Source organism: Rothia sp. SCPM-O-B-18226 (M350) (assembly GCF_058213595.1).
In genome coordinates this window covers 733161-756970 of sequence record NZ_JBYQJS010000001.1, presented here as the reverse complement: position 1 = coordinate 756970, position 23810 = coordinate 733161, and the positions used below count along the sequence as shown (strand labels likewise).

Annotated in this window: 19 protein-coding genes and 1 other RNA gene; 1 reads left to right on the top strand and 19 read right to left on the bottom strand. The window is 58.5% G+C overall.

Going from position 1 to position 23810, the window contains the following annotated elements; all coding sequences use genetic code 11:
* Positions 1 to 29: 29 nt before the first annotated feature.
* The 18 genes from AC3E6W_RS03210 to glf form a co-directional block, all read right to left on the bottom strand.
* Entirely contained in the window at positions 30 to 1214 is a 1185-nt protein-coding gene (locus AC3E6W_RS03210) for a restriction endonuclease subunit S (protein ID WP_490652303.1), read from the bottom strand.
* Positions 1154 to 3118 (bottom strand): N-6 DNA methylase, encoded by a 1965-nt coding sequence (locus AC3E6W_RS03205; RefSeq protein WP_490652302.1) that lies wholly within the window; start codon positions 3116 to 3118, stop codon positions 1154 to 1156. The genes AC3E6W_RS03210 and AC3E6W_RS03205 overlap by 61 nt, the downstream gene beginning before the upstream one ends.
* A 757-nt stretch (positions 3119 to 3875) precedes the next feature.
* Positions 3876 to 4248, bottom strand: a transfer-messenger RNA (tmRNA) gene (ssrA, locus tag AC3E6W_RS03200).
* Positions 4249 to 4520: 272 nt separating this feature from the next.
* Positions 4521 to 5264, bottom strand: a complete 744-nt coding sequence (locus AC3E6W_RS03195) for a DUF4190 domain-containing protein (RefSeq protein ID WP_070649185.1) — start codon at positions 5262 to 5264, stop codon at positions 4521 to 4523.
* 215 nt (positions 5265 to 5479) lie between these two features.
* Positions 5480 to 5941 carry a DUF4190 domain-containing protein gene (locus tag AC3E6W_RS03190; protein ID WP_070682404.1) on the bottom strand — a complete coding sequence of 154 codons (462 nt, stop codon included), beginning with the start codon at positions 5939 to 5941 and terminating at the stop codon, positions 5480 to 5482.
* 147 nt (positions 5942 to 6088) lie between these two features.
* Positions 6089 to 6583 (bottom strand): SsrA-binding protein SmpB, encoded by a 495-nt coding sequence (gene smpB, locus AC3E6W_RS03185; protein ID WP_490652301.1) that lies wholly within the window; start codon positions 6581 to 6583, stop codon positions 6089 to 6091.
* A gap of 18 nt (positions 6584 to 6601) precedes the next feature.
* Complete coding sequence (prfB, locus tag AC3E6W_RS03180) at positions 6602 to 7729, bottom strand: peptide chain release factor 2 (RefSeq protein WP_490652300.1); 1128 nt, start codon at positions 7727 to 7729, stop codon at positions 6602 to 6604.
* A gap of 260 nt (positions 7730 to 7989) precedes the next feature.
* On the bottom strand, positions 7990 to 8550 hold the full coding sequence (locus AC3E6W_RS03175) for a pilus assembly protein TadG-related protein (protein WP_490652299.1): 561 nt from the start codon (positions 8548 to 8550) through the stop codon (positions 7990 to 7992).
* The gene (locus AC3E6W_RS03170) at positions 8513 to 8887 is read right to left on the bottom strand and encodes a pilus assembly protein TadE (protein ID WP_294630727.1); all 375 of its coding nucleotides are present in this window, start codon (positions 8885 to 8887) and stop codon (positions 8513 to 8515) included. Before AC3E6W_RS03170 ends, AC3E6W_RS03175 begins: the two co-directional genes overlap by 38 nt.
* Before the next feature lie 112 nt (positions 8888 to 8999).
* Positions 9000 to 9455 carry a TadE family protein gene (locus tag AC3E6W_RS03165; protein ID WP_490652298.1) on the bottom strand — a complete coding sequence of 152 codons (456 nt, stop codon included), beginning with the start codon at positions 9453 to 9455 and terminating at the stop codon, positions 9000 to 9002.
* The gene (locus tag AC3E6W_RS03160) at positions 9455 to 9682 is read right to left on the bottom strand and encodes a hypothetical protein (RefSeq protein ID WP_005505403.1); all 228 of its coding nucleotides are present in this window, start codon (positions 9680 to 9682) and stop codon (positions 9455 to 9457) included. The genes AC3E6W_RS03165 and AC3E6W_RS03160 overlap by 1 nt, the downstream gene beginning before the upstream one ends.
* A gap of 108 nt (positions 9683 to 9790) precedes the next feature.
* Positions 9791 to 10723 (bottom strand): type II secretion system F family protein, encoded by a 933-nt coding sequence (locus AC3E6W_RS03155; RefSeq protein ID WP_490652297.1) that lies wholly within the window; start codon positions 10721 to 10723, stop codon positions 9791 to 9793.
* Entirely contained in the window at positions 10720 to 11574 is an 855-nt protein-coding gene (locus tag AC3E6W_RS03150) for a type II secretion system F family protein (protein ID WP_049358254.1), read from the bottom strand. Before AC3E6W_RS03150 ends, AC3E6W_RS03155 begins: the two co-directional genes overlap by 4 nt.
* On the bottom strand, positions 11574 to 12836 hold the full coding sequence (locus tag AC3E6W_RS03145) for a TadA family conjugal transfer-associated ATPase (protein ID WP_490652296.1): 1263 nt from the start codon (positions 12834 to 12836) through the stop codon (positions 11574 to 11576). The genes AC3E6W_RS03150 and AC3E6W_RS03145 overlap by 1 nt, the downstream gene beginning before the upstream one ends.
* 464 nt (positions 12837 to 13300) lie before the next feature.
* Positions 13301 to 14074 carry an ABC transporter ATP-binding protein gene (locus AC3E6W_RS03140; RefSeq protein ID WP_005505398.1) on the bottom strand — a complete coding sequence of 258 codons (774 nt, stop codon included), beginning with the start codon at positions 14072 to 14074 and terminating at the stop codon, positions 13301 to 13303.
* A 4-nt stretch (positions 14075 to 14078) separates the two neighbouring features.
* Positions 14079 to 14960, bottom strand: a complete 882-nt coding sequence (locus tag AC3E6W_RS03135) for an ABC transporter permease (RefSeq protein ID WP_049333323.1) — start codon at positions 14958 to 14960, stop codon at positions 14079 to 14081.
* On the bottom strand, positions 14957 to 16963 hold the full coding sequence (locus AC3E6W_RS03130) for a glycosyltransferase (protein ID WP_049343999.1): 2007 nt from the start codon (positions 16961 to 16963) through the stop codon (positions 14957 to 14959). The genes AC3E6W_RS03135 and AC3E6W_RS03130 overlap by 4 nt, the downstream gene beginning before the upstream one ends.
* 2 nt (positions 16964 to 16965) lie before the next feature.
* On the bottom strand, positions 16966 to 18153 hold the full coding sequence (gene glf / locus AC3E6W_RS03125; protein WP_049333325.1) for a UDP-galactopyranose mutase: 1188 nt from the start codon (positions 18151 to 18153) through the stop codon (positions 16966 to 16968).
* A gap of 608 nt (positions 18154 to 18761) precedes the next feature.
* On the opposite strand from glf, the gene AC3E6W_RS03120 reads away from it, so the two are divergent.
* Positions 18762 to 23087, top strand: a complete 4326-nt coding sequence (locus AC3E6W_RS03120) for an FtsK/SpoIIIE domain-containing protein (protein ID WP_490652295.1) — start codon at positions 18762 to 18764, stop codon at positions 23085 to 23087.
* 18 nt (positions 23088 to 23105) lie between these two features.
* Here AC3E6W_RS03120 and AC3E6W_RS03115 read toward each other — a convergent pair whose 3' ends face one another.
* Positions 23106 to 23543: an alpha-N-acetylglucosamine transferase gene (locus AC3E6W_RS03115; RefSeq protein ID WP_490652294.1), complete on the bottom strand. Its 438-nt coding sequence runs from the start codon at positions 23541 to 23543 to the stop codon at positions 23106 to 23108.
* Positions 23544 to 23810 lie beyond the last annotated feature (267 nt).

Sequence of the window (23810 nt, the reverse complement as noted above, 5' to 3'; positions counted from 1 at the left end):
GGACTGTTCCGAAAGGAATGTTACCGCAATCATTCAACGCCCAAACCGGTGATTTTCCTACTCGCCTCAATCTCGTGGGCAGCGAATTCAGATACTCCCTGCACCACCAGCTTGTGGGTTGCACCAATAACGGCATCCATGAGTTCCCAGTCAGGCTTGCCGTCCTTTACTGGCAAAGAAATATCCAGCGCGTCGGCGTCCTTCGCGTAGAAGTTCCGCCCATAATCAAATGCCCCTGTGTGGGCTGCCTTATGTGCCGCACCAGTAACAAAGATTGCGACATTGCGCGTGAGATTTTCTGTGTGCACTACCGCTACATGGTCGTCACCGCCGTAGCTATAGTTACGGAACTTAGCGGAACCAAACATGTCGATGGTGAATGACCCAGCCGGGAACACCTGCACATCATTGCCGATAAAGGCTGAAACACCCGTATCAGACTCGCCTGCTGTCACAAATGGCAAATCCCCCACCGTCCGGTCCGCAGACTTGAGTCGTTTACCGCGTGTGGATGGACCAAAAAGCTGCTTGAGGTTGAAGGAAGTCCAGTCAGCCGAAGCGAGGGCAGATAAAGCTCCATAATCGACCTCATCAAGAGTGCAATCAGAGAGTCCAGCGGAAGAAAGATAAGCCTCCAGCTCGGCGATATGCCGAGCCTCCAGCTCGGCGACAATATACCTCATCGCTTGAAAATCAATGCTCTTGTCGCCCTTGCACGGCAGCATAATTTGCATATCACGAGCAGCATCTCTGGTGAACTTGTTCCCGTAGCTGAAGCGGCCACGTGCAGCCTTACGCATGAGGGCAGCTACAAAGAGAAGCGAAGCACAATCCCACTCGTCAGGCTGTTCCACCGGGTACATCCCTTGAATATGCGGGTATCCAATAAATGGGCGCGGCTGAACAAAAATGCAATCCCCCGTAGTGGTGTCGCTAAAAGTCAGCATCGGTCCTACCTCGGTCGGAGGTAAAGTGGAGAACCCTGTTATTCCATTATTCGATGAAGAATTAGTCACCACTGGTATACGACCGACTGGAGAAAAAAGCTCTCCGTTTGTCAGCTTGTAAGCACGGGTTGGGTGAATATTGAAAAGGTCTCCGATTCTGAATTCCCCCCACTGTGCGCTTTCCAACTTTGCACGCAGTGAGGTATCTATTTTCCCAGGCGATCGTCCTCCAGGTTCATGTTCTTCAAGAGAGTTGAAACTTCCCATGCGAGATAGTCGGATACAGTCTTCTTGAAGTCTTCCAACGTAGGAGTGATGTCAATGGGCGCGCTCTGATTCCAATCAGCCCCATTGGTCGGGTCAATGGTGCCTTCAAAAAAGTCTTGCGGGCGAATGTGCTGGAGCTTCTTTTCCCCATAGCGCACCACGTCGACCAGTTCTGCGTAACGCTCCGCAGCATGGTCGACGTCTCTCAGATTCACACTGGCCTTCTTACGGTTTGACCGCGCATACCCATCTTCAGTGAAGTCAATGAAGCGGACCACATCATCCGAGTGGTGTGCTTCACCGACGCGGAAGACGTAAATATAGGTCTGAACGCTTGCCTTGCCAAGGAACAAGTCGATAGGCATTTTGATACTAGCCAGTAGCGTGGAATGGGTGAGAATCCTCCGATTGTAATCCGCGGCCTTCCCAGAGCCTGCGGACCCTTGAATAATGACCGCAGCATACCCCCGGTTCATCATCGACAACGCCTTTTCCACAAAGACCATGCCGTTGCCAGGTGCCGAATATGGTGGGTTGAGAATGAACGCATCTGCCGGGAACTGAACGTCCTCAGCGTCGAATTCTTTAAGAGAGTCTCTGTTGAGGATGTTCGAGGACCCATCGCCCATAAGAATCATGTTGAGGACGGCAAGCATATAGACGCTAGGCAAGATTTCAATGCCCAGCAGCTGCTTCGCCTTGATGCCAGCTTCCTTTTGAGCCAATTCTTCGGGAGACTTGCTGGACCTCTTCGCATCCGCAAGCATCTCATTCATCGCAGCAACCAATAGCCCAGCAGAGCCAGTAGCGAAATCCCATACGTGCGAGTCCTTGTTGACACGTGCTAGCCTTACCAACAGCGTCGCCACATACGATGGTGTCAACACCACATCGTTGAGGCTGTCCTGGCTAAACCCGAGCCATGAGTACATTTCGTTGAACAAGCGACCAGTGAAATCAGTGGTCAGGCCAATCTTGTAGTAAATTCCCAGGTCATCGATAATCTTGAAGAAGATACGCCGGAGCTGACTCTCTCCGTTCTCTGGCTTGTTGATCCGCTCTTGCAGCAGCACATTCGACAACGTGCTCTCCACGAACCGCTGCTTATCTTCAGGCAGATTCTTGTGCTTCAAGAACGCCCGAATCTTCCGAATAATGATGTCTCCATCGCGACTACCGTCCTCAGTTGACGACTTGAGTTCACTCTTGTCCAGTGGTGCAACATGGCCGGGAATGCCAAGCGTGGCAATAATCGACGCAGCCACCAGATAGACCCGGTCCGACTCCCCGATACCCTTCTCGTTCTGGTAGATGTCGTTGTTGAGTTTGGTGAGGCTGGCGGCAATCTCGCCCTCGCGCTTTTCGCGCAGAGCCTCAAGTTCGCGCTGCGTGAGAGACAGTTGCTTGACTCGTTTGATGAAGGTGTCGAAATGCTCGGGGCTAAGGAAGCTCAGATCGCTATAATCTGAGACCTTTTGACCAACACCCAGGTTCGACTTCGAAACGTAGTAGACACCGATTTCATGGCGCAAGGTGCCAACATCTGGGTCGAGGTATCCGGTCACACCGATGGCGATAATATCCGTATACCCAGTGAAGTGGAGCAGAGCATTCGCGTAGTGAACGGCTCCGTTAACCGCGAATGTTGCGATATTTCGGTAGTCAGGTTCGCCCTTGCGTTTCCGATTGGCGACATGAGCTTGTCCGTCAAGCTTAACGAGCTTGTCACGCTGTCCCTTGTACTCAATCAGGATAGGCCAGTGCTTGCCTGTGCTATCGGTAAGTAGCAGTTTTGCATCTGGACGATTCCCGCCCGCTCCACCCATCTTAGACTCATACTCAGCGAGAGCTTTGTCAATCTCCTCATTGAGAGAGCCTTGCTCGAGTTTGTAGTCCAACCCCATATCGTGCATCCAACGGTTGCATAGGTCAGCGATTTGAGGTTCAACTGATTTTGTTTGTCTAGCCACTTCTACCCTTTCAGAGTCATAGATGTGTTCATAAACGGTCGATTTCGGCCCCCTAGGAACATTGGAGCCTGTTGGGCTCTGTATGACTCAGAACCTGTTCCATAGTCGGTGTCCAACCACCTGAGTGTATCATCATTGACAACATTATCGATATCAAATACTTCTAGCGGGGAGGCAAGACCCAAATCACCATGTGGGTGACGGATATCGGGCTGAAGTTCATAGCAATGCAAAGATGAAAACCTTACTATCCGGGACATCGACGGTGCTGTACTCGAAGCGTGCATTTCGCTCATAGACAGCCCTATCTAAGTAGCACACATCCTTGTCGAGTCAGCTGTGTCTTTTATCCTCGATTTCGTCAGGGAGGTAGTCTCTGAATGAGGACCAGCTACCCCAATATCAACCCTCGAACGAATGGGGAGAGAGAACAACCCTCGAAGTCAACGACATGTGAGTCGTCTTCTCTGATGGCGTTCTCATTACAATGCGGTCACCTGAGCGCCCACGGGCACGCCGGCACACCCCAGAACGGAGCGGCAATATAGACTCGCAATTGGGCATAAAAATACCCGGCAGGTGACGCCGTGGGGCGTCCTGCCGGGTGGTAGAAACCTACCGCGGTTCTTCCTCTGGATTGGAACCGATAATCACCGCCGCACCCCATACGGGATAGCGGGCGGTTGGGAGATCGTGGAGATGCGGGGAATCGAACCCCGGTCCGATGTGGCGTCAACGGGGCTTCTCCGTGCGCAGTTTATGCGAACGCTACTTTTCGGCTCCGGTACTTGCATAAACACATATACCGACGAACCTAGTCACGTAAAAGTCCCGCTAACCCCCGCAACAAGGGCTAGCAGCAGTGGCCTTTTAAGTCGATGCCGGTAACTGAGCCAAAGGCATGCTCAGGCCGACAGACGGCAACTCGCGCTTAGGCAGCGAGTGCGAAGTCAGTGCGCTTAGATTCTGCACTTAATTTTTTGCAGAGGGCGTTAACGAGATAACCCTGCATCCTCGGCACGCTTCACCCATCTCAACTCACATCGTCGAAACCGATCATCCCCCTATGCTTTTATCAAAAAGCCCACCGTCCTCTGAAAGTTTTCCTCAGCGTACCTAGACGCTGTGGTGCCATTCAAACACGGTAGAGATTCAGTATATCTGAGACACCCGAACGGGCGCAAGTCCCTCGAGGCCTCCCCAGACGACGTGCACACGCCGAGTGTCTGTCCCCAGCATAGAGATTCCCCGAATACGAAGGGAGGGGCGGAGCCTCAGAAAATCTGAGACTCCGCCCCTCCCCTAACGCGCTCGTCAGGTGGCGTTCTAAAGTTTATTAACGTGCCGGGACGGTCATCAGGTCGTCCGGATCGTCACCAATCTGGCAGACCACGTGGCCGTGACCGTCGCTAGTACCAACCTCGGCGCACTTCTGCATGGTCTGGAAGGCAAAGATATAGACAAAGACCATAATGAGACCGAAGATAAAGGCCAGAGCACCGGTAATGATACCGGTAATTGCGAAGCCCTGACCCGCGCCGGCAGCCTTGGTCTGCTTCAGCGAGATGATACCCAGAACAACGGCAGCGATGCCAAAGAGCAGGCCGATTGCAAAGAAGCCGGTCAGAAGACCAACAATACCGAGAATCATCGAGGTGATAGCCAGAGCCGGGGTCTTCTTCGATGCCTGGTAGGGGTAGTTGCCCTGCTGGCCGTAGTTGTAGAGATCCTGGCCGGGCTGCTGGTAGGAGTTCTGCTGGTACTGGTAGTTGTTGTACTCACCCGGCTGGCCCTGCTGGGGGTAACCCTGGCCGTACTGGGAAGACTGCTGAGCCGAGGAGTCCTGGCCGTACTGGCCGAACTGGTTCTGGCTCTCCTGACCGTACGAGGACTGGTTGTAGGGGTTCTGGCCATACGAGTTCTGGCCGTAGGAACCCTGAGCGGACGAATCCTGACCGTACGAGGACTGATTGTAGGAGGACTGGCCGTACGCGTCGTTCTGCTGGGAAGAAGCAGGCTGCTGAGCAGCATAGGGGTTCTGCGCGTTCCCCTGGGGGTTTCCGTAGTTATTCTCAGACATCTGTCATTCTTTCTTTCACAGTTGCAGTGAACAGTTTCATCTCGCTCAACGCGCTACGTAGCGCCAAGCCTTACCCACAATTATATAAACAAGCCGCTCTTTGACCACATATCACGCATTTTTTTCATCAGGAGAGCCGCCACGCCCTCCATCCAGCAAATATGCTTCGGAGCCAGTGCGCGCGCTATCCCCGTGAGGAGGCAGCACCGTCTGCCCTAGAAACGGCTCAGGTTCTTGTACTCCGAGGGGCTCAGGGTCTGCTCGTGACCGCCCAGGGTGCACACGTAACCACCATCGGACGTCTCGTGACCGTTGTTGATGCATTCCTGACCCATCATGGCGTTCAGCACGATGACCGCGATGGTCACCGCGGTCACCACGAAGCTCACGACACCGGTCACGATACCGCCAATCGCCAGGCCCTTACCGGAAGCAGCGCCTCGACGCACCTGAACCAGCGCAACAATGCCCAGCACAATACCGGCCAAGCCGAGAGCAACACCGTAGATAAAAATACCGGTCAGAATACCCAAAATGCCGCATACCAAGGAGGCGATAGCCAGCCCCGAGCTCAGCTTCTGTTCCGCAACAGGATGCGGGGTGCGCTCCGCCGCTTCCTGCACCGGTGCGGAAGCGGTGTCTTCGGGCAACGGCTGAACGTTCGAGGACTCAGACATATCGATCTCCTTACATAGATATAGTTTGTGGCGGCGCACGACGGAGCTTGGAATTGTAGACAGCATCCGGTCGGCGCACTATCCACCTACCATTATAGGTAGGGGCACCCACCCTTCCCGAGGGAGAGAAGAGCGATGCGCCAGTCCCTAGCCGAGGTTGCGGTAACGCATCGCGCGGCGCGCCTCCAGGTCATCCTGACGCTCACGCAAAGCCTGACGCTTATCATACTCGCGCTTACCGGTCGCCAGGGCAATCTCAACCTTCGCGCGGCCGTTCGAGAAGTACAGCTTCAACGGAACCACCGTGTAACCGGTCTCCTTCAGCTTCTGCGCCAGCTTATTAATCTCAGAACGATGCAGCAGCAACTTACGGCGACGACGAGCCGCGTGGTTCGTCCACGTACCGTAACCGTACTCCGCAATATGAATACCCTCGAGCCACAACTCGTGATCGGTCACCTGGCAGAAACCATCCACAATGGACGCTCCACCATCACGCAGAGACTTCACCTCGGTGCCCAGCAGAACGATGCCCGCCTCATAGGTATCCACGATGTTGTAGTTGTGGCGAGCCTTCTTATTCTGGGCAATAATCGCGTTATTCGGGTCTTTCTTTGCGTCTTTCTTCTTTTTCTGAGCCATTACTCAATCCTTCACGTCTTAGCTGTCTTCAGCCGCGCGCCCCGAAGCACGCCAGCGAATACCAGCATCAATAAAGGCGTTCAAACCGCCATCCAAAACATTAGAGGTATTACCCTCCTCATAGCCGGTACGCAGATCCTTCACCATCTGGTACGGATGCAGAACATAGGAGCGCATCTGGTCACCCCAGCTTGCCTTAATATCACCGGCAAGCTCCTTCTTCTTCGCATCCTCCTGCTCCTTACGCAACAGCAACAGGCGAGACTGCAGCACACGCAAAGCCGCCGCACGGTTCTGCAACTGCGACTTCTCATTCTGCATCGACACCACAATACCGGTCGGCAAGTGAGTCATACGCACCGCCGAATCCGTCGTATTCACCGACTGACCACCCGGGCCCGACGAGCGGAACACATCCACCTTAATCTCAGACTCGGGAATCTCAATAGCATCCGTCTGCTCAATCAGAGGAATCACCTCAACCGCCGCAAAGGAGGTCTGGCGGCGGCCCTGATTATCGAACGGCGAAATACGCACCAGGCGGTGAGTACCCGCCTCCACCGACAGACGGCCAAAAGCGTACGGCGCGTTCACCTCGAAGGTCACCGACTTCAGGCCCGCCTCCTCAGCGTAGGAGGTGTCCAGCACCTTCGTCGGGTAGCCGTTCTTCTCCGCCCAACGCAGGTACATGCGCAGCAGCATCTCCGCGAAATCAGCAGCATCCACGCCACCGGCACCCGAACGGATCGTCACCACAGCCTCACGCTGATCGTACTCACCCGATAGCAACACCAACACCTCAAGCTCCTCCAGCTTGGCGCGGATCTGGCCGCATTCCTCCTGCGCATCTGCCAGTAGTTCGGCGGCGGTCTCAGCATCCTCGGCCTCGGCAAGCTCCACCATCACCTCAACATCGTCAATGCGAGAGGACAACGAGCGCAGACGATTCAGCTCCGCCTGCTTGTAGGAGAGGGCACTCGTCACCTTCTGGGCATGCTCAACATCATCCCAGAGGTCGGGGGCGGCGGCCTGTTCGGACAGGTCCTCAATGGCGCGCTCAATCCCCTCGATGTCGCTCACTGCGGCAATCGAGGCAAAGATAGCGCGAAGCTCTTTAATCTCAGCGGAAAAATCGAAGGATGCCATAGCTTTTAACACTATCGCGAAACGGCCAGAAAGTCCCGCCGTTACAGCCCCCAACAGCCCACAGCACAGAAGGATAAGGCAGGCAGAGGGCAGAACCCGCGCAACGAAGACCTAAAAAGGGCATAAAACGAGGGCGCATCCGCTAGCCGTTACACTACCTTGCGGATGCGCCCTCGCAGTCTAGGAGGCTCACAACACGCCAATAAGCGAGTGAGCCGATATACCCGTGCCGATATGCCCGTGCGCCGTTGATGGACGCACTAATCGGTGGAGGGACCCTGGCTCGTCTTCAAACGCGACGAACCGTGAGCTGTTACCTCAATACCATCAGGCACCAGAATCGACAGTAGCGGCGGACGAATACGAGCCGACAGGTACACGTGCACACTGTGATCAGAATCCACGGACACGTTCTCCAGACGCAACGCATGAAAATCCTGCCCCGGCTGAACCTCAGCCAGGTACGCGCTCGCATACTCCCACGCCGCCGAACCACTCGCCTCATCCGGAGTGCGCATCGTGCGGGTAATCGAGTTCGCCTGAGCGTCCGCCATATCCTGCAGATGCTGAGTCTGCAGATAGGCACCCGTAATCGCCACCGTCACCGAACCGATGAGCAGAAGCAACGCCAGCATGCCCACAATCAGCGGGGCAATGCTGCCCTCTTCCGGGCCCGAGGTGATCGGGTCAGCGGCGAGGCGGCCTGAGGCGATCGGGTCAGCGGCGAGCGCCCGGGTCTGCGCACGGGCTCGAATCTTCATGTTGACACGAGCCAGCGAACCATTAGGAATCAGCATGACCAGACCCCCAACTCGTCGCATGAGAACTCACCGGAATCACGCCGCCACCCATAAACGAAGGCAGAAGCGGCAGACGCGCCTGAACCGTCACCGTGGCGTACGCCTTCGTACCCGAGACACACTCCCCCGACGCACAGCTCAACGACACGCTCACATCGGAAGGCTCAACCCCGTAATCCGCGGCAGCATGCACCGCCAAACGCTGAGCCAAATCCGGGCCAACCGACGAGTCCTGCGGCTGCTCCTGCACATACAGCACCACCTGGGCGCTCGCCGCATGAGCTGCCATCACCGAAGACTGCAAGCTGAAAATCGTCAGAATGCCGTAGAGCACCGGGATGAGCAGAGTAATGCCCAAACCCAGGAACTCTACAATGGCGCTGCCCTCTTCAGAGTCGTGTTGCTCAGAAAGAGGCCGATCAGAGCGGCTCTTCAGGCGTTCCTTCACCCGCTGTCGAAGCGAAAAGCCACTAATCACCGGAACGCTGCTCCGCATAAATCGCATGCCCCTTCACCTCAATAGAATCCGGAAAACCCCACGGACCCAGCACCGGCAACGGCGACTTCACCGTCACCTCCAAAGTGCGCACGCCCGTAGAATCACTACTCTGACGGTACGAAATATTCTCAGCATACGAGGACGGAAGAACCCCCTCAATCATCTGACGGGTACGCTCCATGCCCTCCTGCGGAGTGCGGTCACGCATCGTACCGTACCGTGCCCCAGCCGCCGCAGCATCCACCAACATGGTTCGTGCATACAGGGCGAAAGAAACCTGCAGAATCGCCATGGTCAGCAACACCAACAGCGCACCGACCATGACGAATTCCGTGCTGGCGTCACCGCGCTCGCTCTCCTCCACAGAATATTCCGCGGAGGATAGCTCAGCGGCAGTCAGCTCAGAAGCGATGTGGGGCTTAGGCATTACTGGTGAACCAGAGCAATCGCGTCGTTGAACATCTTGGTCAGAGCGGGCTGAGCAATCGCCAGGATAGCGGCAACCAGCACGGCGCTCATCATGGTAATCATGACCCAGCCGGGCACGTCGCCGCGCTCGGGATCATCCTGCTTGTTCTTCAGGCGCAGAGCCAGCACGGATGCGATAGCCAGGGCAATCAGCACGGTGAGGGTGGTGCGGAAACGACGGAACATGATTTTCTCCTTCTATCAAAGGGTGTAGTGTGTGGTTGGTGCGGCGCGCCGGGCAATCAGCCCCGCCCGCCGCGGTGCGGCCGGTACGGTGTGTACCCGCCGCAAAATCTAAAAGTTCAAACGCATGAGCGACAGGCCCGGGAAGACCGCAAAAATTACGGTCAGCGGCAGGATAAAAAACACCACCGGGGCGAGCATCGCAATCTCCTTCTTACCGGCTGTTTCCATCAGCTCACGCTTAGCGTTATCGCGCACATCCTGAGCCTGCGCACGCAACACATCAGCCAGAGGGGTACCGCGCTCAATCGCAACAGCAATACCCTCAACGAAGCGGCTCAACGCCGGAACGCGAGTACGCTCCGCGAACTCCTGCAGCGCGCTCAGTAGTGAAACGCCGGTGCGGGTCTGCGCCAAAATCTCAGAAAACTCACGAGCCAACTCGCCGCGAGAGGTCAAACAGATACGTTCCAAAGCCGCCAGCGCCGACTCGCCCGCCGTCACCGACAGAGCCATCATCTCCGCCAGCGCCGGGAACTCAGCAACCAGCTGCTTCTCACGCTTAGTCACCGCCTCACCCAGCCACCAGTCACGCGCCAGAAAGCCGCTCAAACCGCTCACCAGCACCAGCATAAGAGCCACCAGGATGGAGAAACGCTCCTGCACCACGCCAATGACGGTCAAGGCACTCATGACGGTCACACCGGCAAGAGCCCACAGCAGCTGCTCAGCACGAAACGCGCTCACACTCTGCGAAGAACCAGCACGACGCAGACGCTCCTGTACCGAACTATCGCTCAGCGACGAGCCGCTCAGCGACGAAGACAGCGAACGCAGAAGCGGCGCGCAGAACGCCGAAATCGCCTCCAGCAGGCTCGGCTCACGGCGCTCCTGCTCCTTCAACAGCGACTCACGCAGAGTCTCACCGCGCAACTGCGACGCCACGCGATCGGCGAAGGAAACGCTTCGAGTATTCAGAACCGACGAAAGAATCAGGCCCAGGCCGGCCGCCAGCAACAGGGCAAACACAATGGGAAGGTTCATCCGAAGACCCTCCGTTCGCGCGGAAGCTCACCGATGCGAAGCATCAGACGATAGGCGGCCAGCGAAACCGTCGCCCCGGCCATCATGAGCACGGCCCCGGCAAAGGAGTTGTACACCATGCGCGCCGCCGGCTGCGTAGCCATCAGGCAGAGCACGAACCAGGGGGCCACGCACGAGAGCCGGGCCGCATTCACTGTCCAGGATTGGCGGGCCAGAAGCTCCGAGCGGGTGCGGGCATTATCGCGCAGAAAATCGCTGAGCGTGCCCAGCAGCTTGCCCAGGTCAGAGCCTCCCACCTCGCGAGCAATTTTGAGAGCCTCAATGATGGTGTCCGCCACCGGGTCAGAGAGGTATTCCTTCAGACGGTTCAGCGAGGGTACGAACTCACCCGAGGCGCGATAGTCACGCGAAAAATGGGCGAAGGCCCCGCGAAGTTCCTCCGGGCCGCGGTAGGAGAGCTGAATCAGTGCCTCCGGCAGGGAGAGGCCCGCACGAATCGCCGAACGCAGGTGGTCGACGGCATCCGGCCACAGCTGCCAGATGCGTGCATCCGCGGCACGGGCGCGATGATTCACAATCACACGAGGCGCCGCAAAACCACCAATCAGGCCCAGCAGACCTAGCGGCAAAAGCTGAGTAAGCATCAGCAGCAGAACCGACGCGCTCACACCGCTGGCGACGCTCACCCACATGAACGTGCGAGGAGTCAGCGAATGCATACCCGCCTTACGCAACGCCACAACCAGCGCCGGGTCATTACTCGGCTTCGGTGGCTTGCCGTTATCAGGAAAGCAGGAAAGATAAATCAGGCAGACGCCCAACCCCAAAATCAGGCTGAGGAAAAGCGGCATCACTGCCCCGCTTTCGCGAGGGCCAGCACCTGTTCGGGACGATGTCCCGCACGTACCCAACGTTCGGCGTTCGGCAGTTCCAGGGCCACGCAGACCATGCGCCCATCACGTCGCACAAATAGCGGCGACATCTCAATCACCCCGTCCTCGACACGACCGCCGAGCATGCTAATCTCCTCGACCCGGCGCTGCCCTCGCGAATCGCGGCCGCAATGCACCACGATGTCAAAGCAGGACGCCACGGTGGGCACCACGAATGAGGAGGAGATATTCTCGCCCGCCAGCAGCGGCAGGGTGCAAATCTTTGTCACGGCGTCGCGTGCCGAGTTCGCGTGAATCGTGCACATGCCGGGCAGACCCGCGTTGAGCGCAATCAGCATGTCCAGAGATTCTGCCTCGCGTACCTCGCCAATGAGGATGCGGTCCGGGCGCATACGCAGGGCCTCCTTGACCAGGCGGCGCAGCTCAATGGCACCGGTACCCTCAAGGTTCGGCTGACGGCATTGCATGCCCACCACATCTCGCAGCGGCACGGATAGCTCAAAAATCTCTTCGCAGGTGACCACGCGTTCCCGCGGCGGAATCGATGCAGATAGGCAATTGAGCATCGTGGTCTTGCCCGACTGGGTTGCACCCGAGACGAGGATATTCATGCCGCTCTCCACCGCCGCATGCAGCAGGGACGCCGCGCCGGCGCTCAGGGAGTTCACGCGGACCAAATCGGGCAGGCGGCGGGCCCGCACCACGAACTTACGGATGTTGATGCTCGTGTGCCTGCGGGTGATATCCGGGATTACCGCGTGCAGGCGGGAGCCATCCGGCAGGGAGGCATCCACGAAGGGAGAGGAAAGGTCCAGGCGACGGCCCGAGGGCTTGAGCATGCGCTCCAGCAGGCTGTTGATGGCCCGGGGGCTCAGATGCAGGCCGGTGAGCTCGCTTTCGCCGTTGCGCGCGATGAAGATTTCATCGGGCGAGTTAATCCAGATCTCCTCAACGCTCTCATCATCGAGGAAGGGCTGGATGACCCCGAAACCGCAGATTTCATCGTGGAGCCGCTGGATGACGACGCTCCGCTCCCCCACATCGGGCAGGGAGACGCGGGTGCGCTTCTGCTCATATTCGTCCAAACATTCACCGATGAGCGCGCGTACGGCATCCCGGTCCTCTCGAGGGTCCAGGTTGCGACGGCGCATGGCCTTGCGAATGTTCTCCTCAAGTAGAGCCAGGTGTTCCATTTTGGTATTCGGAACGGTGTTCTCCATTGAAATAATCCGATGCTGCGGTGTGTGGTGGCGTTACATGCAACTTTGCGACTGTAACCTATTACTTCCATCATCCTAGCCACAGGGCATCAAATTTATCAAAACTATATATTTCGCTACTTAATATTTACAGGTGTAGTTTTTCGATATTTTCTATCGTGATATGCGCCATTTCTACGCGGGGAATACCCGGATCAGTACAAACGCCCTAGTCAATCGCCGCAAGTATTCTTTTCCGCCCTTGGGAGGTAGCTTGCAGCATCTAGCGTCCAGCCCATCTTCCTACCACGAATACGTGCGTAACATTTGGTGCTTTATCCACATCGCGGATTTGGCCAGGACCATCCGCACTGTCCCTCACGAGCCGATAACCCCGCAACGAAAGAGCGCAGTGACAGGGCACGGCAAAGGGGCGTGCACTCCCCTCACGGGAATACACGCCCCTTCACCATGACGCTTAGCGTTTAGTCACCGCCGCGAATTACCTTCACGGCCTCCTTAATCGGGCCGTCGAATCGAAGGTTACCGTGTTCCAGCACCACGCCGCGGTCACAAATCTTAGAAACCAAATCCAGGTCATGGCTCACCACGGCAAGAGTCTTACCGGCAGAGCACAGCTCCTGAATCTTCGCAATACACTTCTTCTGGAACGGCTCATCGCCCACCGCAAGAATCTCATCCACCAGGAAGATATCCGGGTTCGTATGAACCGCAACCGAGAACGCCAGACGCAGGTACATACCCGAAGAGTAGAACTTCACCTCGGTATCGATAAAGTCGTGAATCTCAGCGAAATCCACAATCGAATCGAAGGAAGCCTCAATCTCATCCTTGGTCATACCCAAAATCGCGCCGTTGAGGTACACATTATCGCGACCAGTCAGATCCGGGTGGAAACCAGCGCCCACCTCAATCAGACCCGCAATATTGCCGCGAGTGAGAACCTCACCCTCATCGGCGCGCATCACGCCAGAAATCATCTTCAGCAGCGTGGACTTACCTGAGCCGTTCAGACCCAGAAGAGCCACACGCTCGCCCTGACGAATATCCAGGCTCACGCCGTTGAGCGCATTGAACTTCTCCGAAAGATCACCCTTGCGGCCCTTAATCAGCCACACAAAAGCTTCCTTCATCGAACGGGTGTGGCGCAGAACGAAGCGCTTCACCAAATTCTCCACGTGAATCACCACGGGAGCGTCCGGGCTCACCGGCGGGAACTCAAGCTTCTTAATATCCACAGAATCAGAGCTCCTGGGCGAAGTTGCCCTCAAACTTACGGAAGAGCAAATCACCAATCAAAACGGTCAGCAGAGAAATACCAATGGCAATCGGAGTCCAGAAGCTGAAGAGATGCGGAACCACCTGCGAAGCAGGAAGCGCCAAATCCTCAGGACGGAGCGTCGGATGCCAGAAGCCATAGTGGAACAGCTCCACCGCAACGGTCAGCGGGTTAATCATGAACACGTTGAACACCCACGGGTACAGGGTGTCACGCACCATGGTCCAGGAGTACAGCACCGGCGAGAACCAGGTAGCCACCATCAGCAGCATGTCCACAATGTTCTCCGAATCTCGGAAGAACACGTTAGCCACACCGAAAATCAGACCCAGACCATAGGACAGCAGCATCACGATGAGCATGCCCGCCAGAATCGACCCGAAAGCCAACGCGGACGGATGCCAACCCACCGCAAAACACGCCAGGAGCATGACCACAATCTGCGGCACAAAATGCACCAGAGCCACCCACACCGTCGACAGCGAGAACAACTCACGCGGCAGGTAAATCTTGCGAATCAGAGCGCTGTTAACCACCATGGCGCGGGCACCGTTGCCGAACCCCTCCGAGAAGAAGTTAATGGCAATCATGCCCGAGAATAGGTACACCGCATAGTTGTGCATACCGCGTTCCAGGCCAAGGAAAAGACCCATGGCAATGTAGAACACCAGGAACTGCACGCCCGGCTTAATGTACGACCACAAAATACCCAGCACCGAGCCGCGGTAGCGGACCTGGATTTCCTTATCGACCAGCAGTCGAAGCAGGTAGCGATTCTTCATCGCATCCAGAATGCCGCGGCCGCGACCGGGCGCCTTCAGGGGAACAGACTTCAAATCGCTCATCGGGTCAGCTCAGAATCCGTATGCTCAGCAAAGGTCTTAGCCCACGCATCGTAGGAGGCAACCTCTGCGGCCTTCGAACGGTACAGGTCGCGCAGCTTCTCCCAGCCGGTCACCAGCTGAGCGTGCAGCTTCGCGGCGTGAATCAGCTTCGACTTCAGCTGCTCGGGGTCACGACGGTACCAGAAGAGACCGGTACCCTCAGCGTTCGTGGCCAGAGCCGAGTCGAACTTCGACAGGGTCCACCAGTTGGTTTCACCGTAGTTCAGCTGAATCTGCGGATGCGCCTTCGCTTCTTCGCTCACGGGCTTGAAGAGCTGGCGACCCACGGTCTTCGCGGTCCACGAAGCAAGCTTCTTGTAGCCGGGGGATGCGAAGGAGCGGCGACCGCGGAACGGCGGCTTCTTCGACTGGATAGCCGGGAAGTCATCCACGTTCGGCTTCACCTGAGACTCCGGGTACTCCTTAGCCATCGCGCGAATCACCGGCAGACGCTTCGAGAGCGAGGGGTGCAGGTGATCGGGGCCCGACAGCAGGTCCTCGAGAGCCAGCAGACGGCCGGCCTCTGTGTAGTACTGCATCGACAGGGTGTGCTTGACGTCAAGGAACAGCGAATCCAGCAGCACGCGGCCACCCTTGTCGAAGGGAGAGTGCAACAGGGCCGTGATGAGACGGTTACGCTCGTGGTAGTAAGCCTGCCAGCCGACGGAATCGTCCTTATCGGTCCAGGACACGTGCCACACGCCGGCGCCGGGGAAGGACACGGTCGCGAAGCCCGCGGCCTTAGCGCGCAGGCCGTACTCGGCGTCGTCCCACTTCAGGAACAGCGGCAGGGACAGGCCAATCTCCTTGATGACCGCGGTCGGGATGAGGCACATCCACCAGCCGTTGTAGTCCACATCCACGCGGCGGTGCAGCCACGGGGTGTTACGCAGGTTGTGGTGGCCCAGGTTGTGGCCCATCGCCATGTCTTCGTGCGGCTTAGCGTAGAAGTTACGCCACGGATCCACGACCTCACCGAACGCGTGCAGGACCGAGCGGTCGAACATGTCAAACATGTGCGCGCCCACGATGGTGGGCTCCTTGCAGTAGTTTGCGAAGGTCACCATGCGCAGAATCGACTCGGGCTCAACGATAACGTCGTCATCCAGCAGCAGCACGTAGTCGGAGCCGTTGTTCACGGCCTCGAACATGCCGCGCGAGAAGCCACCGGAACCGCCCAGGTTGCCCTGATTAATGATGCGGAACTTGCCCGCCAGAGGCTTGACGACCTCTTCGAAGTCCTCGTGGTCCTGAACCTTCTGGGTGCCCTGGTCGACAATCAGGAACTCGTGCACGGCATCGAAAATCTCGGGGCTCTCGCCCAGCGCACGAATGTTGTTGATGCAGTACTCCACCTTGTTCATGGTGGTAATCTGCACGGTTGCCTGGCCGGCCTTCACGTCGGCGCGGGGCTCGATATCGCCCAGCCAATTTGCCTCGACCAGCTCGAGGTCGGTGGTGCCTGACAGGTCGAACCAGTACCAGCCACCGTCACCGAAGGGTGCCAGGGGCATCGTGAAGGTGGTGGTCTCCTCGCCGGAGAGCAGCTTGGCGTCCACACGCTGGATCACGCCACGGCCATTGGACTTGTACACAATGACCATGCCCTCGCCACGGGTCTGAACGCTCAGGGTGACCTTCTTCAGGTCGGTCCAGCGGCGCCAGTACGAAGCGGGGAAGGCGTTGAAATAGGTACCGAACGACAGGCTCTGGCCCGCGCTCACGGTGATGGAGCGGCGGCTGTTCAGGCTGTTCGCGGCATCACGGTTCGCGCTAGCGTTCGATACAGACTGACCGGAGGTGTTCATCGCCTCCGCGATGGAGGTCGAGGCGTCGCCGTCGATACGGGTGGGCAGCTGAACGCCGGTTGCAACGCCCGCATCCACGTAGAGGGGCACGACGTCGGTCTCAACCGCGCTCGGGAAAATGACCCGCTGCAGAGTCTTCAAAGTCTGAGTAGCCATAACTATGCGTCCACACCACCGGATTCGATCTTGGCACCGTCGGTGAAGTGCGGGCGGATCTTGTTGTCAAACATCGACAGTGCCGAGGCGATGGCCATGTGCATGTCCAGGTACTTGTAGGTACCCAGGCGGCCACCGAACAGCACGTTATCCTCACCCTTAGCCAGGTCGCGGTAAGCCAGCAGCTTCTCGCGATCCACGGCAGTGTTCACCGGGTAGTAGGGCTCGTCACCCTTGTTAGCGAAGCGGGAGAACTCACGCATAATGACGGTTGCGTCCTTGGTGTAGTCACGCTCCGGGTGGAAGTGACGGAACTCGTGGATACGAGTGAAGGGGACGTCAGCATCGGGGTAGTTCATCACGGAGCAGCCCTGGAAGTCCTCGATCGGCAGAACTTCTTCTTCCAGGTCGATGGTGCGCCAAGACAGATCGCCCTCGGCGTAGTCGAAGTAGCGGTCCACCGGGCCGGTGTAAACCACGGGAATCTGGCCGAGTACGTTCTCGCGGGAGTACTCGTGGCCGGGCTCGAAGAAATCGGTGTTCAGGTGAACCTCGATGTTCGGGTGTGCGGCCATGCGCTCCAGCCAAGCGGCGTAGCCGTCGACCGGCAGGCCCTCGTACTTATCGTTGAAGTAGCGGTTGTCGTAGGTGTAACGCACCGGCAGACGGGAAATGATGGATGCGGGCAGCTCCTCCGGCGGGGTCTGCCACTGCTTTGCGGTGTAGTGCTTGATGAAGGCCTCGTACAGGGGGCGACCAATCAGGGAGATGCCCTTGTCGTTGAGGTTCTGCGGGTCGGTACCAGCCAGCTCGCCAGCCTGCTCAGCAATCAGCGCCTTTGCCTCTGCCGGCGAGTAGGCGGCGTTGAAGAACTGGTTGATGGTACCGAGGTTAATCGGCATGGGGTACACGATGCCGTTGTGGCGGGTGTACACGCGGTGCACATAGTTCGTGAAGTCGGTGAAGCGGTTCACATACTCCCACACGCGCTCGTTGGAGGTGTGGAACAGGTGAGCGCCGTAGCGGTGCACCTCAATGCCGGTCTGCTTCTCCTTCTCGCTGTATGCGTTACCGCCAATGTGGGAGCGACGGTCCAGCAGAGCGACTTTCAGGCCCAGCTCGGTGGCGGCCTGTTCTGCGATGGTCAGGCCAAAGAGGCCCGATCCGACAACTACGAGGTCAGCAGTCAATGTTTTCTCCTGTATTATCACGGCGCTCCGACCCCTATCGGGGCTGGTTTTCGCCTTCCAGACCGGGCATTTCCCCGCTGGTTCGGGTAGGGCACGATCCGCGTGGGCGGGGCACACCTTGCCCCTCCCACGATGGATATAGTCATACTCTAAGATACCCGCTTATCAACTGGTCCGCATACTTATGACATGATTTTCGGTACTTTTGGGAACGAGTTTTTGCGCTATTGGTCGTTGGGTTCCGGATGGACATGAACGGGATTAGCGCGCATCTGAAGATTTTTATTTGCCGTTCAGGATAAGAGCTTCGGGAGCCGCGCAAACCAGGGCGGGAAATTATTTACGCGTAAATATTCACTTGCGGGGCAGGCAGGCTCACTACCCAGAAGAGACCATTCGTGGAATGGTGTGCACACCCGCCGACCGCATGCGCACAAGCCGCACACCGGGGTTGATCGTGAGAATCACCCCGGGTAGCCTTTCGGGCAAATATGCAGTTATCCACAGAATTTAAGATATTTAGATAGCAAAAACGCATTATTCGAATATTTATGTCATCTTAAATGGCACATATTGAGCATTAAGTCACTATGGGTTTACCTATAGGCATGACTCTCTACTTTCTTGACCGCGCCAAGACCTCCGCAGAACACCCCTACCCTCGCGTCGTGCGGGTCGAAGGCGAACCGGGTAGGGCCGCAAACGTTACGCTGGCCCGGGCAGAAAAACGCCTGGAGCACGATTTGGCCGCCGCTCTACGAGAACAAATCGCAAGCGGTAAGAAGCATCTGAGCCTGCCTACACGGAGCGCACGCTCCGGAGAAGAGGAAAATACCACCGGTGCGGGCAACAGCGGGCGGGCCATCAGCCTTCTCTGCGTTCTACGCGGCCCGGACGCCGGCAAGTCCTTCCCGATTCTCCGCGGGGACACCACGCTGGGCAGATCCCCGCGCGGACGACGGGGAAAAGCCGGGCACGTGCATCTGCGAGACCCCTTCCTACGAGGGGTTCACGGAACTTTCCACGCCGATAGCTCGGGTGTGCTGTGGCGCCCGGTGAATACTCCAGCGCGTAAAATCCGGAGAACTCGGGACGATGGGGCACGGCCGGTTGTCTGGGACGAGCCCTTCCTTCTGGGATCGTCCCTTTGCGTTCTTCGAGACCCCGGCGTTTCAGGCCCGATTCCTTCCAACCGTGCGGCGTCTTCCGTTTCCAAGGGCGGTGCCGACAAGTTTCAGGGTTCCCTAGCGGACTCCCCCGACGGCAATCCGTTTGAACCCGTCACGGTCAACCCGGCCCAGCCTCGAAAGCTCAAGCAGATTCTACTCAGCGTTTGCCTGCCGATTCTCGTGGGCCTGGCCATTGCGCTGCTGACCGGGCTGTGGTTTCTGCTTCTCATGTCGGCGGCCTCTTCCCTGCTCATGCTCCTGCACTTCTTTGGAAGCCGAGCCGAAAACCGTGCGGGCCGCGCAATGACCCGCACGGCGGCCGAACGAGAGGAGCAACGGGCCTTGAATCTACCCACCGTCGCGGATCTGGCGTTCGCCGCAACCTCCCCCGCCCTTCTCGCGTTCCCCGCTCACCCCGGCATCGTGCTCGGATGCGGCCCTCGGCTGCCCTACCTGCGTGGACGTAATCTTACGCTCGCCTCACTACCCAGGCTCCAGAGGGCACCCCACTACGTTCCCTTACCCGACGGTGCGCTCGGGCACCTTCTTTCGCTCGACGAGGGGCACCTGCGCGCCTATCTCGTCCAGCTGGTCGCCGGTTATCCGGGAAGTATCTCAATCCTGCTCGGCCCTCCTGCGAGCGCCGAACAGGAGCGAATCAACGCGCTCCTGCAAACTCTCGCCGTGGTGCCCCGGGTTAGCGTGTACTCTCAGCGCTCCGAGACCGCCCCCGAGGAAAGGCAGGCTCTTCACGATGCCCTGCACGACGAACTTTCCGCGCAGACCCCTCCCCTGTTGATTATGTCGGAGGACGCGTGCGATATTTACGCTCCGCTCGTGCGCACGCTCCAGGCTGAGGCGGCGGCCGTCGAAGCCGCAACACGGAATGGCTCGCGGGCTCCCAAAGAGCCGAGGGGCGCATCGGTGGCTCTGTGCATCATCGCCGATCCGAAGGATGGTACGCGATCGTCATCCGGTCGTACCGTCTGCGAATCTCTCTTCGCCGCGGGGTGGCTCGAGTGCGTCAGCGAGGGTAGCCACCGTCATTCCATCCGCTATGCGGCACGGCACTACTCGAAGCCTCCGGAGCAGCCCAGCGAAGGAGTAGTACAGGTGCACCCCCTCCTCCTCGATGACCTATGCCTGCACGCCGATGGGCTGGGCGTCGAGGCATTTATCCAAGCTCTAGACCACCTCTATCTAGTTGAGGAGGGGCCGAGGACGGGCAAGATCAGCGACGCGCAGGTGCACCAATTCGCGCATCGGTTCTCCTCCCTATCGGAGGCGAAAAATGGCAGGGGCGAAGGCGGGGTTGACCTATCTGCCGAGGGGCTTAAGGAACGATGGCAGAAGGGGCTTTACGCCGAAGACATCCGCTGCTACCTGGGGGTTTCGCAGGCGGGCTCGTTTTCGCTCGGCCTTTCGGAACACGGGCCCCACTGGCTGCTTGGCGGCACCACCGGTGCCGGCAAATCCCAGCTGCTACGTTCCCTGGTGCTGAGCGCCGCCCTGGCCTACCCGCCCGAGCGTCTCGGGTTGATTCTGGTGGATTTTAAGGGTTCCGCGGGCCTGGGCCCCCTCGCCGAGCTGCCCCATACTCTGAGCATCTTGAGCAATTTCGATGTTTCCGCGGTTGAGCGCGCCCTAGAGTTCTTGAGGGCAGACGTCCGTCGAAGGGAAACCAATCTACAGGCTGCCGGGGTCAATTCTTACCGCGACTATTTGGCGGGTTGCCGGGCGCAAGGTGTACTCCCCCGTTACCCCGAGCTGCTCATCGTCGTTGATGAGTTCCGCATGCTGATTGATTCCATGCCCGATGCGATGACGGAGCTCATGCGCATCGCAACGATTGGCCGCTCCCTGGGGCTGCACCTGATTCTTGCTACGCAGCGTCCCCAGGGCACGATTTCACAGGATATCCGCGCCAATATCGCCACGAGTATCTGCCTGCGCGTGGCCAGCGCACAAGACTCCTACAACCTGTTGGAGCACGAAGCGGCCGCCTATATCTCGGCTGCTCAGCCCGGGGCCGGGTACGTTCGTCTGCCGGATGGACGTTCCCTCTCGTTCCGCGCTCCTCTCACGGACCGAGTTCCCTCCGAGGTGCAGGCGATTCCCCTGAAAGTCTTCTCGCTCGATCTCGAAGGTTGGAGGTGCATCAACGTTACGGAGGAATCGCCGAGGGAACGCTACGGAGAGGATGAGTGCCTCACCCGGTCTATTAGAGAAACCTTCCGCGCCGTAGCGGGGCCTCACGGCGCCTCATATCTGCACGGCGCTCCCAGCACCGGGCCCCGCAAGGATGAGCAGGAAGAGTACTGCCCCATCCCCGAGGAGCTTCCCGAATCTCTATCCCTGTCACTTCCGGCCGAGGAGACGGAGCGAGGGAACGGTTATCTGCTGGGAGAACTGGAGATTGCCCGCTACGGTGTTCGTGGCCGGTACAGGTGGAACGGCGGACAAACGCTGGGGCTTCTGGCGCAGAGCGCGGAACGCATGCCGTTTCTTCTGGGCCTGCTCGCTCAGGCGATATCCGCCAAAGTCCCGGTGGTTCTACTGACCTCCGATGGCTCCCTCCAGCGGGACTTGGAGCCCTATTCTCCGTTCCTTGAGGTGCTCGTGGGGCCGCAAGAACTCCAGCATCTGCGTTTCTGCCTTGAGGAGCTGAGAGAACAGCGCCTGCACGCCGAAAGTGAGGGACACCGCCCACTCATCATCGTGGACGGCTTGGACGGATGGCTGGATGCGCTCATCCGCCATCCCGATACCGAGAATCTACTCTACGATGTACTCTCGCAAGGCTACCGGCGCGGCTACTCGGTGCTGTTCACCTCTGCACTGAGCCCGAGGGGACGCTTCGGCACGGTCGCGCACTCCACTCTGCTGAGCCGCCGCTTCCTCGATACCGACCTGATGCGTTCAGCCAGCCGCGACTACCCGGTCCCGTCCCAGGGTCACTACTGTGTCGAGGGGAGCATCAACGAGGGGTTTATCGGGGATCAGCCGCTTACCGCCTCGGTGCTGGCACCGTGCACGCTACCCCTCCGAGACTTTGAAGCGTATGCCTGCTCAACTGCGAGCGCATCCGCTCAGACAGGCACCCTGCTACGCCAGTTCCCGGAGTATTTCCGCATGCCCGCGGAGGAGTATATTCGCGTAGCTCAAAAGACCTGCAACCCCCGGGGTGAGCAGCTTCTCGTGGGTTTCAACCGCCGCCGTCTTCCCGTGTGGCTGAGCGCCGGGCGGGGAAGCATCATTCCCGTCCCGGGTGCCCGGTCAACGGGTAAGAGCACGCTACTCGAGAGCGTCCGCCAGCTCAACCCGCATCTGGAGGCGCTCTGCATCGAGGGAGGCAATAGTTCCAAGCCGTTCACGGAGGAAACGGTACGTTCCCTGCTGAGCGAAGTGAAGCATCCCGCCCAGACTCTGCTACTCGTCGATGATTTGCAGTACCTTTCGGCCGGAGTGCAGAACGTTCTGCTGGAGCGGCGCGGGGCCTTCCGCGCGGTCTTCGTAACCTACACACCCTGGCCGAGGCGGGCCTCCTCCCCGCTGCTTTCGGCGCTTATGGGATGCTCACGTGCGCTTCTGCTCGCGCCCGCAACCCTGGCGGATACCGATATCTGCACCGTTACGGCGCTTCCGGCGGATCGTTTTACGCGAGGCGAGCAACCGGCCGGGCGCGCGGTAGCGGTGGATGGCAACGCTGTTGAAGCGATACAGGTTCCGCTACCGAGGGTCCTCGACGCTCACCCTATTGCATAGAGATAATCTGGCGATAGCCTAGCGGCGGCGGCCGATACGCTTGGCTTCCTCACCGCGTTCCTCGGTGACGGCTTCGATGTAGCGGCGGCTGCTGGGCATCAGGACGAAGATGAAGGCTACCGCCGCACCAATAACACCCGCAATCGTCATGGACTGGCCAATATTCAGGCCGAAGGCGCTCACGTTCATGATGAGGGTGCTTGCAGTGATCCACAGGGCGCAGAGAGTAATCAGGATCATGGGCAGGCGCGAGCCGTAACGTCCGCGGTAGAAACGCAGGGCGTAAAAGGTCATGCCCGCGGCGATGAGCACTTGAAGTACGCCGCCGACCACGCCCTGGGCGGGCTCGCCATTAGAAAGGAGGAAGGGGTAGAGGATACCGCGAATCAAAATGTATGCCGCGAAGGTTTCGGTCAGAACGAATGCGTAGAGGACGTTGAACGGGCGTGACGTCACGGTGGGCTCCTCACAGGTGGTGTCGTTGGCAGGCCGAGGGGTATTCAGCCTGATGCGCTTGTAGTTTAGCGGCTGGGCACTTCCCCCGCACACTTGTTTGCGCGCGGGGTGCCTGCATTTGTGCAGGGGCTCGCCGCCTCGTCATCGGTGCGGTTCGTCGGGTGAAGTACCGCTTTATATTATGCCCGAGGCGCCACTCCCCTGCGGGGCAGCTCCCCGGTTGTGAGATGACTCAGCGCCAGGTTGTGCCACCATGCGATTCTCCAG

Bases quoted from the DNA above. Each gene is read 5' to 3' on its own strand.
- AC3E6W_RS03210 (WP_490652303.1), bottom strand. From the start codon at position 1,214: ATGGGAAGTTTCAACTCTCTTGAAGAACATGAACCTGGAGGACGATCG.
- AC3E6W_RS03205 (WP_490652302.1), bottom strand. From the start codon at position 3,118: ATGGGGTTGGACTACAAACTCGAGCAAGGCTCTCTCAATGAGGAGATT.
- AC3E6W_RS03195 (WP_070649185.1), bottom strand. From the start codon at position 5,264: ATGTCTGAGAATAACTACGGAAACCCCCAGGGGAACGCGCAGAACCCC.
- AC3E6W_RS03190 (WP_070682404.1), bottom strand. From the start codon at position 5,941: ATGTCTGAGTCCTCGAACGTTCAGCCGTTGCCCGAAGACACCGCTTCC.
- smpB (WP_490652301.1), bottom strand. From the start codon at position 6,583: ATGGCTCAGAAAAAGAAGAAAGACGCAAAGAAAGACCCGAATAACGCG.
- prfB (WP_490652300.1), bottom strand. From the start codon at position 7,729: ATGGCATCCTTCGATTTTTCCGCTGAGATTAAAGAGCTTCGCGCTATC.
- AC3E6W_RS03175 (WP_490652299.1), bottom strand. From the start codon at position 8,550: ATGCGACGAGTTGGGGGTCTGGTCATGCTGATTCCTAATGGTTCGCTG.
- AC3E6W_RS03165 (WP_490652298.1), bottom strand. From the start codon at position 9,455: ATGCCTAAGCCCCACATCGCTTCTGAGCTGACTGCCGCTGAGCTATCC.
- AC3E6W_RS03160 (WP_005505403.1), bottom strand. From the start codon at position 9,682: ATGTTCCGTCGTTTCCGCACCACCCTCACCGTGCTGATTGCCCTGGCT.
- AC3E6W_RS03155 (WP_490652297.1), bottom strand. From the start codon at position 10,723: ATGAACCTTCCCATTGTGTTTGCCCTGTTGCTGGCGGCCGGCCTGGGC.
- AC3E6W_RS03150 (WP_049358254.1), bottom strand. From the start codon at position 11,574: ATGCCGCTTTTCCTCAGCCTGATTTTGGGGTTGGGCGTCTGCCTGATT.
- AC3E6W_RS03145 (WP_490652296.1), bottom strand. From the start codon at position 12,836: ATGGAGAACACCGTTCCGAATACCAAAATGGAACACCTGGCTCTACTT.
- AC3E6W_RS03135 (WP_049333323.1), bottom strand. From the start codon at position 14,960: ATGAGCGATTTGAAGTCTGTTCCCCTGAAGGCGCCCGGTCGCGGCCGC.
- AC3E6W_RS03130 (WP_049343999.1), bottom strand. From the start codon at position 16,963: ATGGCTACTCAGACTTTGAAGACTCTGCAGCGGGTCATTTTCCCGAGC.
- AC3E6W_RS03120 (WP_490652295.1), top strand. From the start codon at position 18,762: ATGACTCTCTACTTTCTTGACCGCGCCAAGACCTCCGCAGAACACCCC.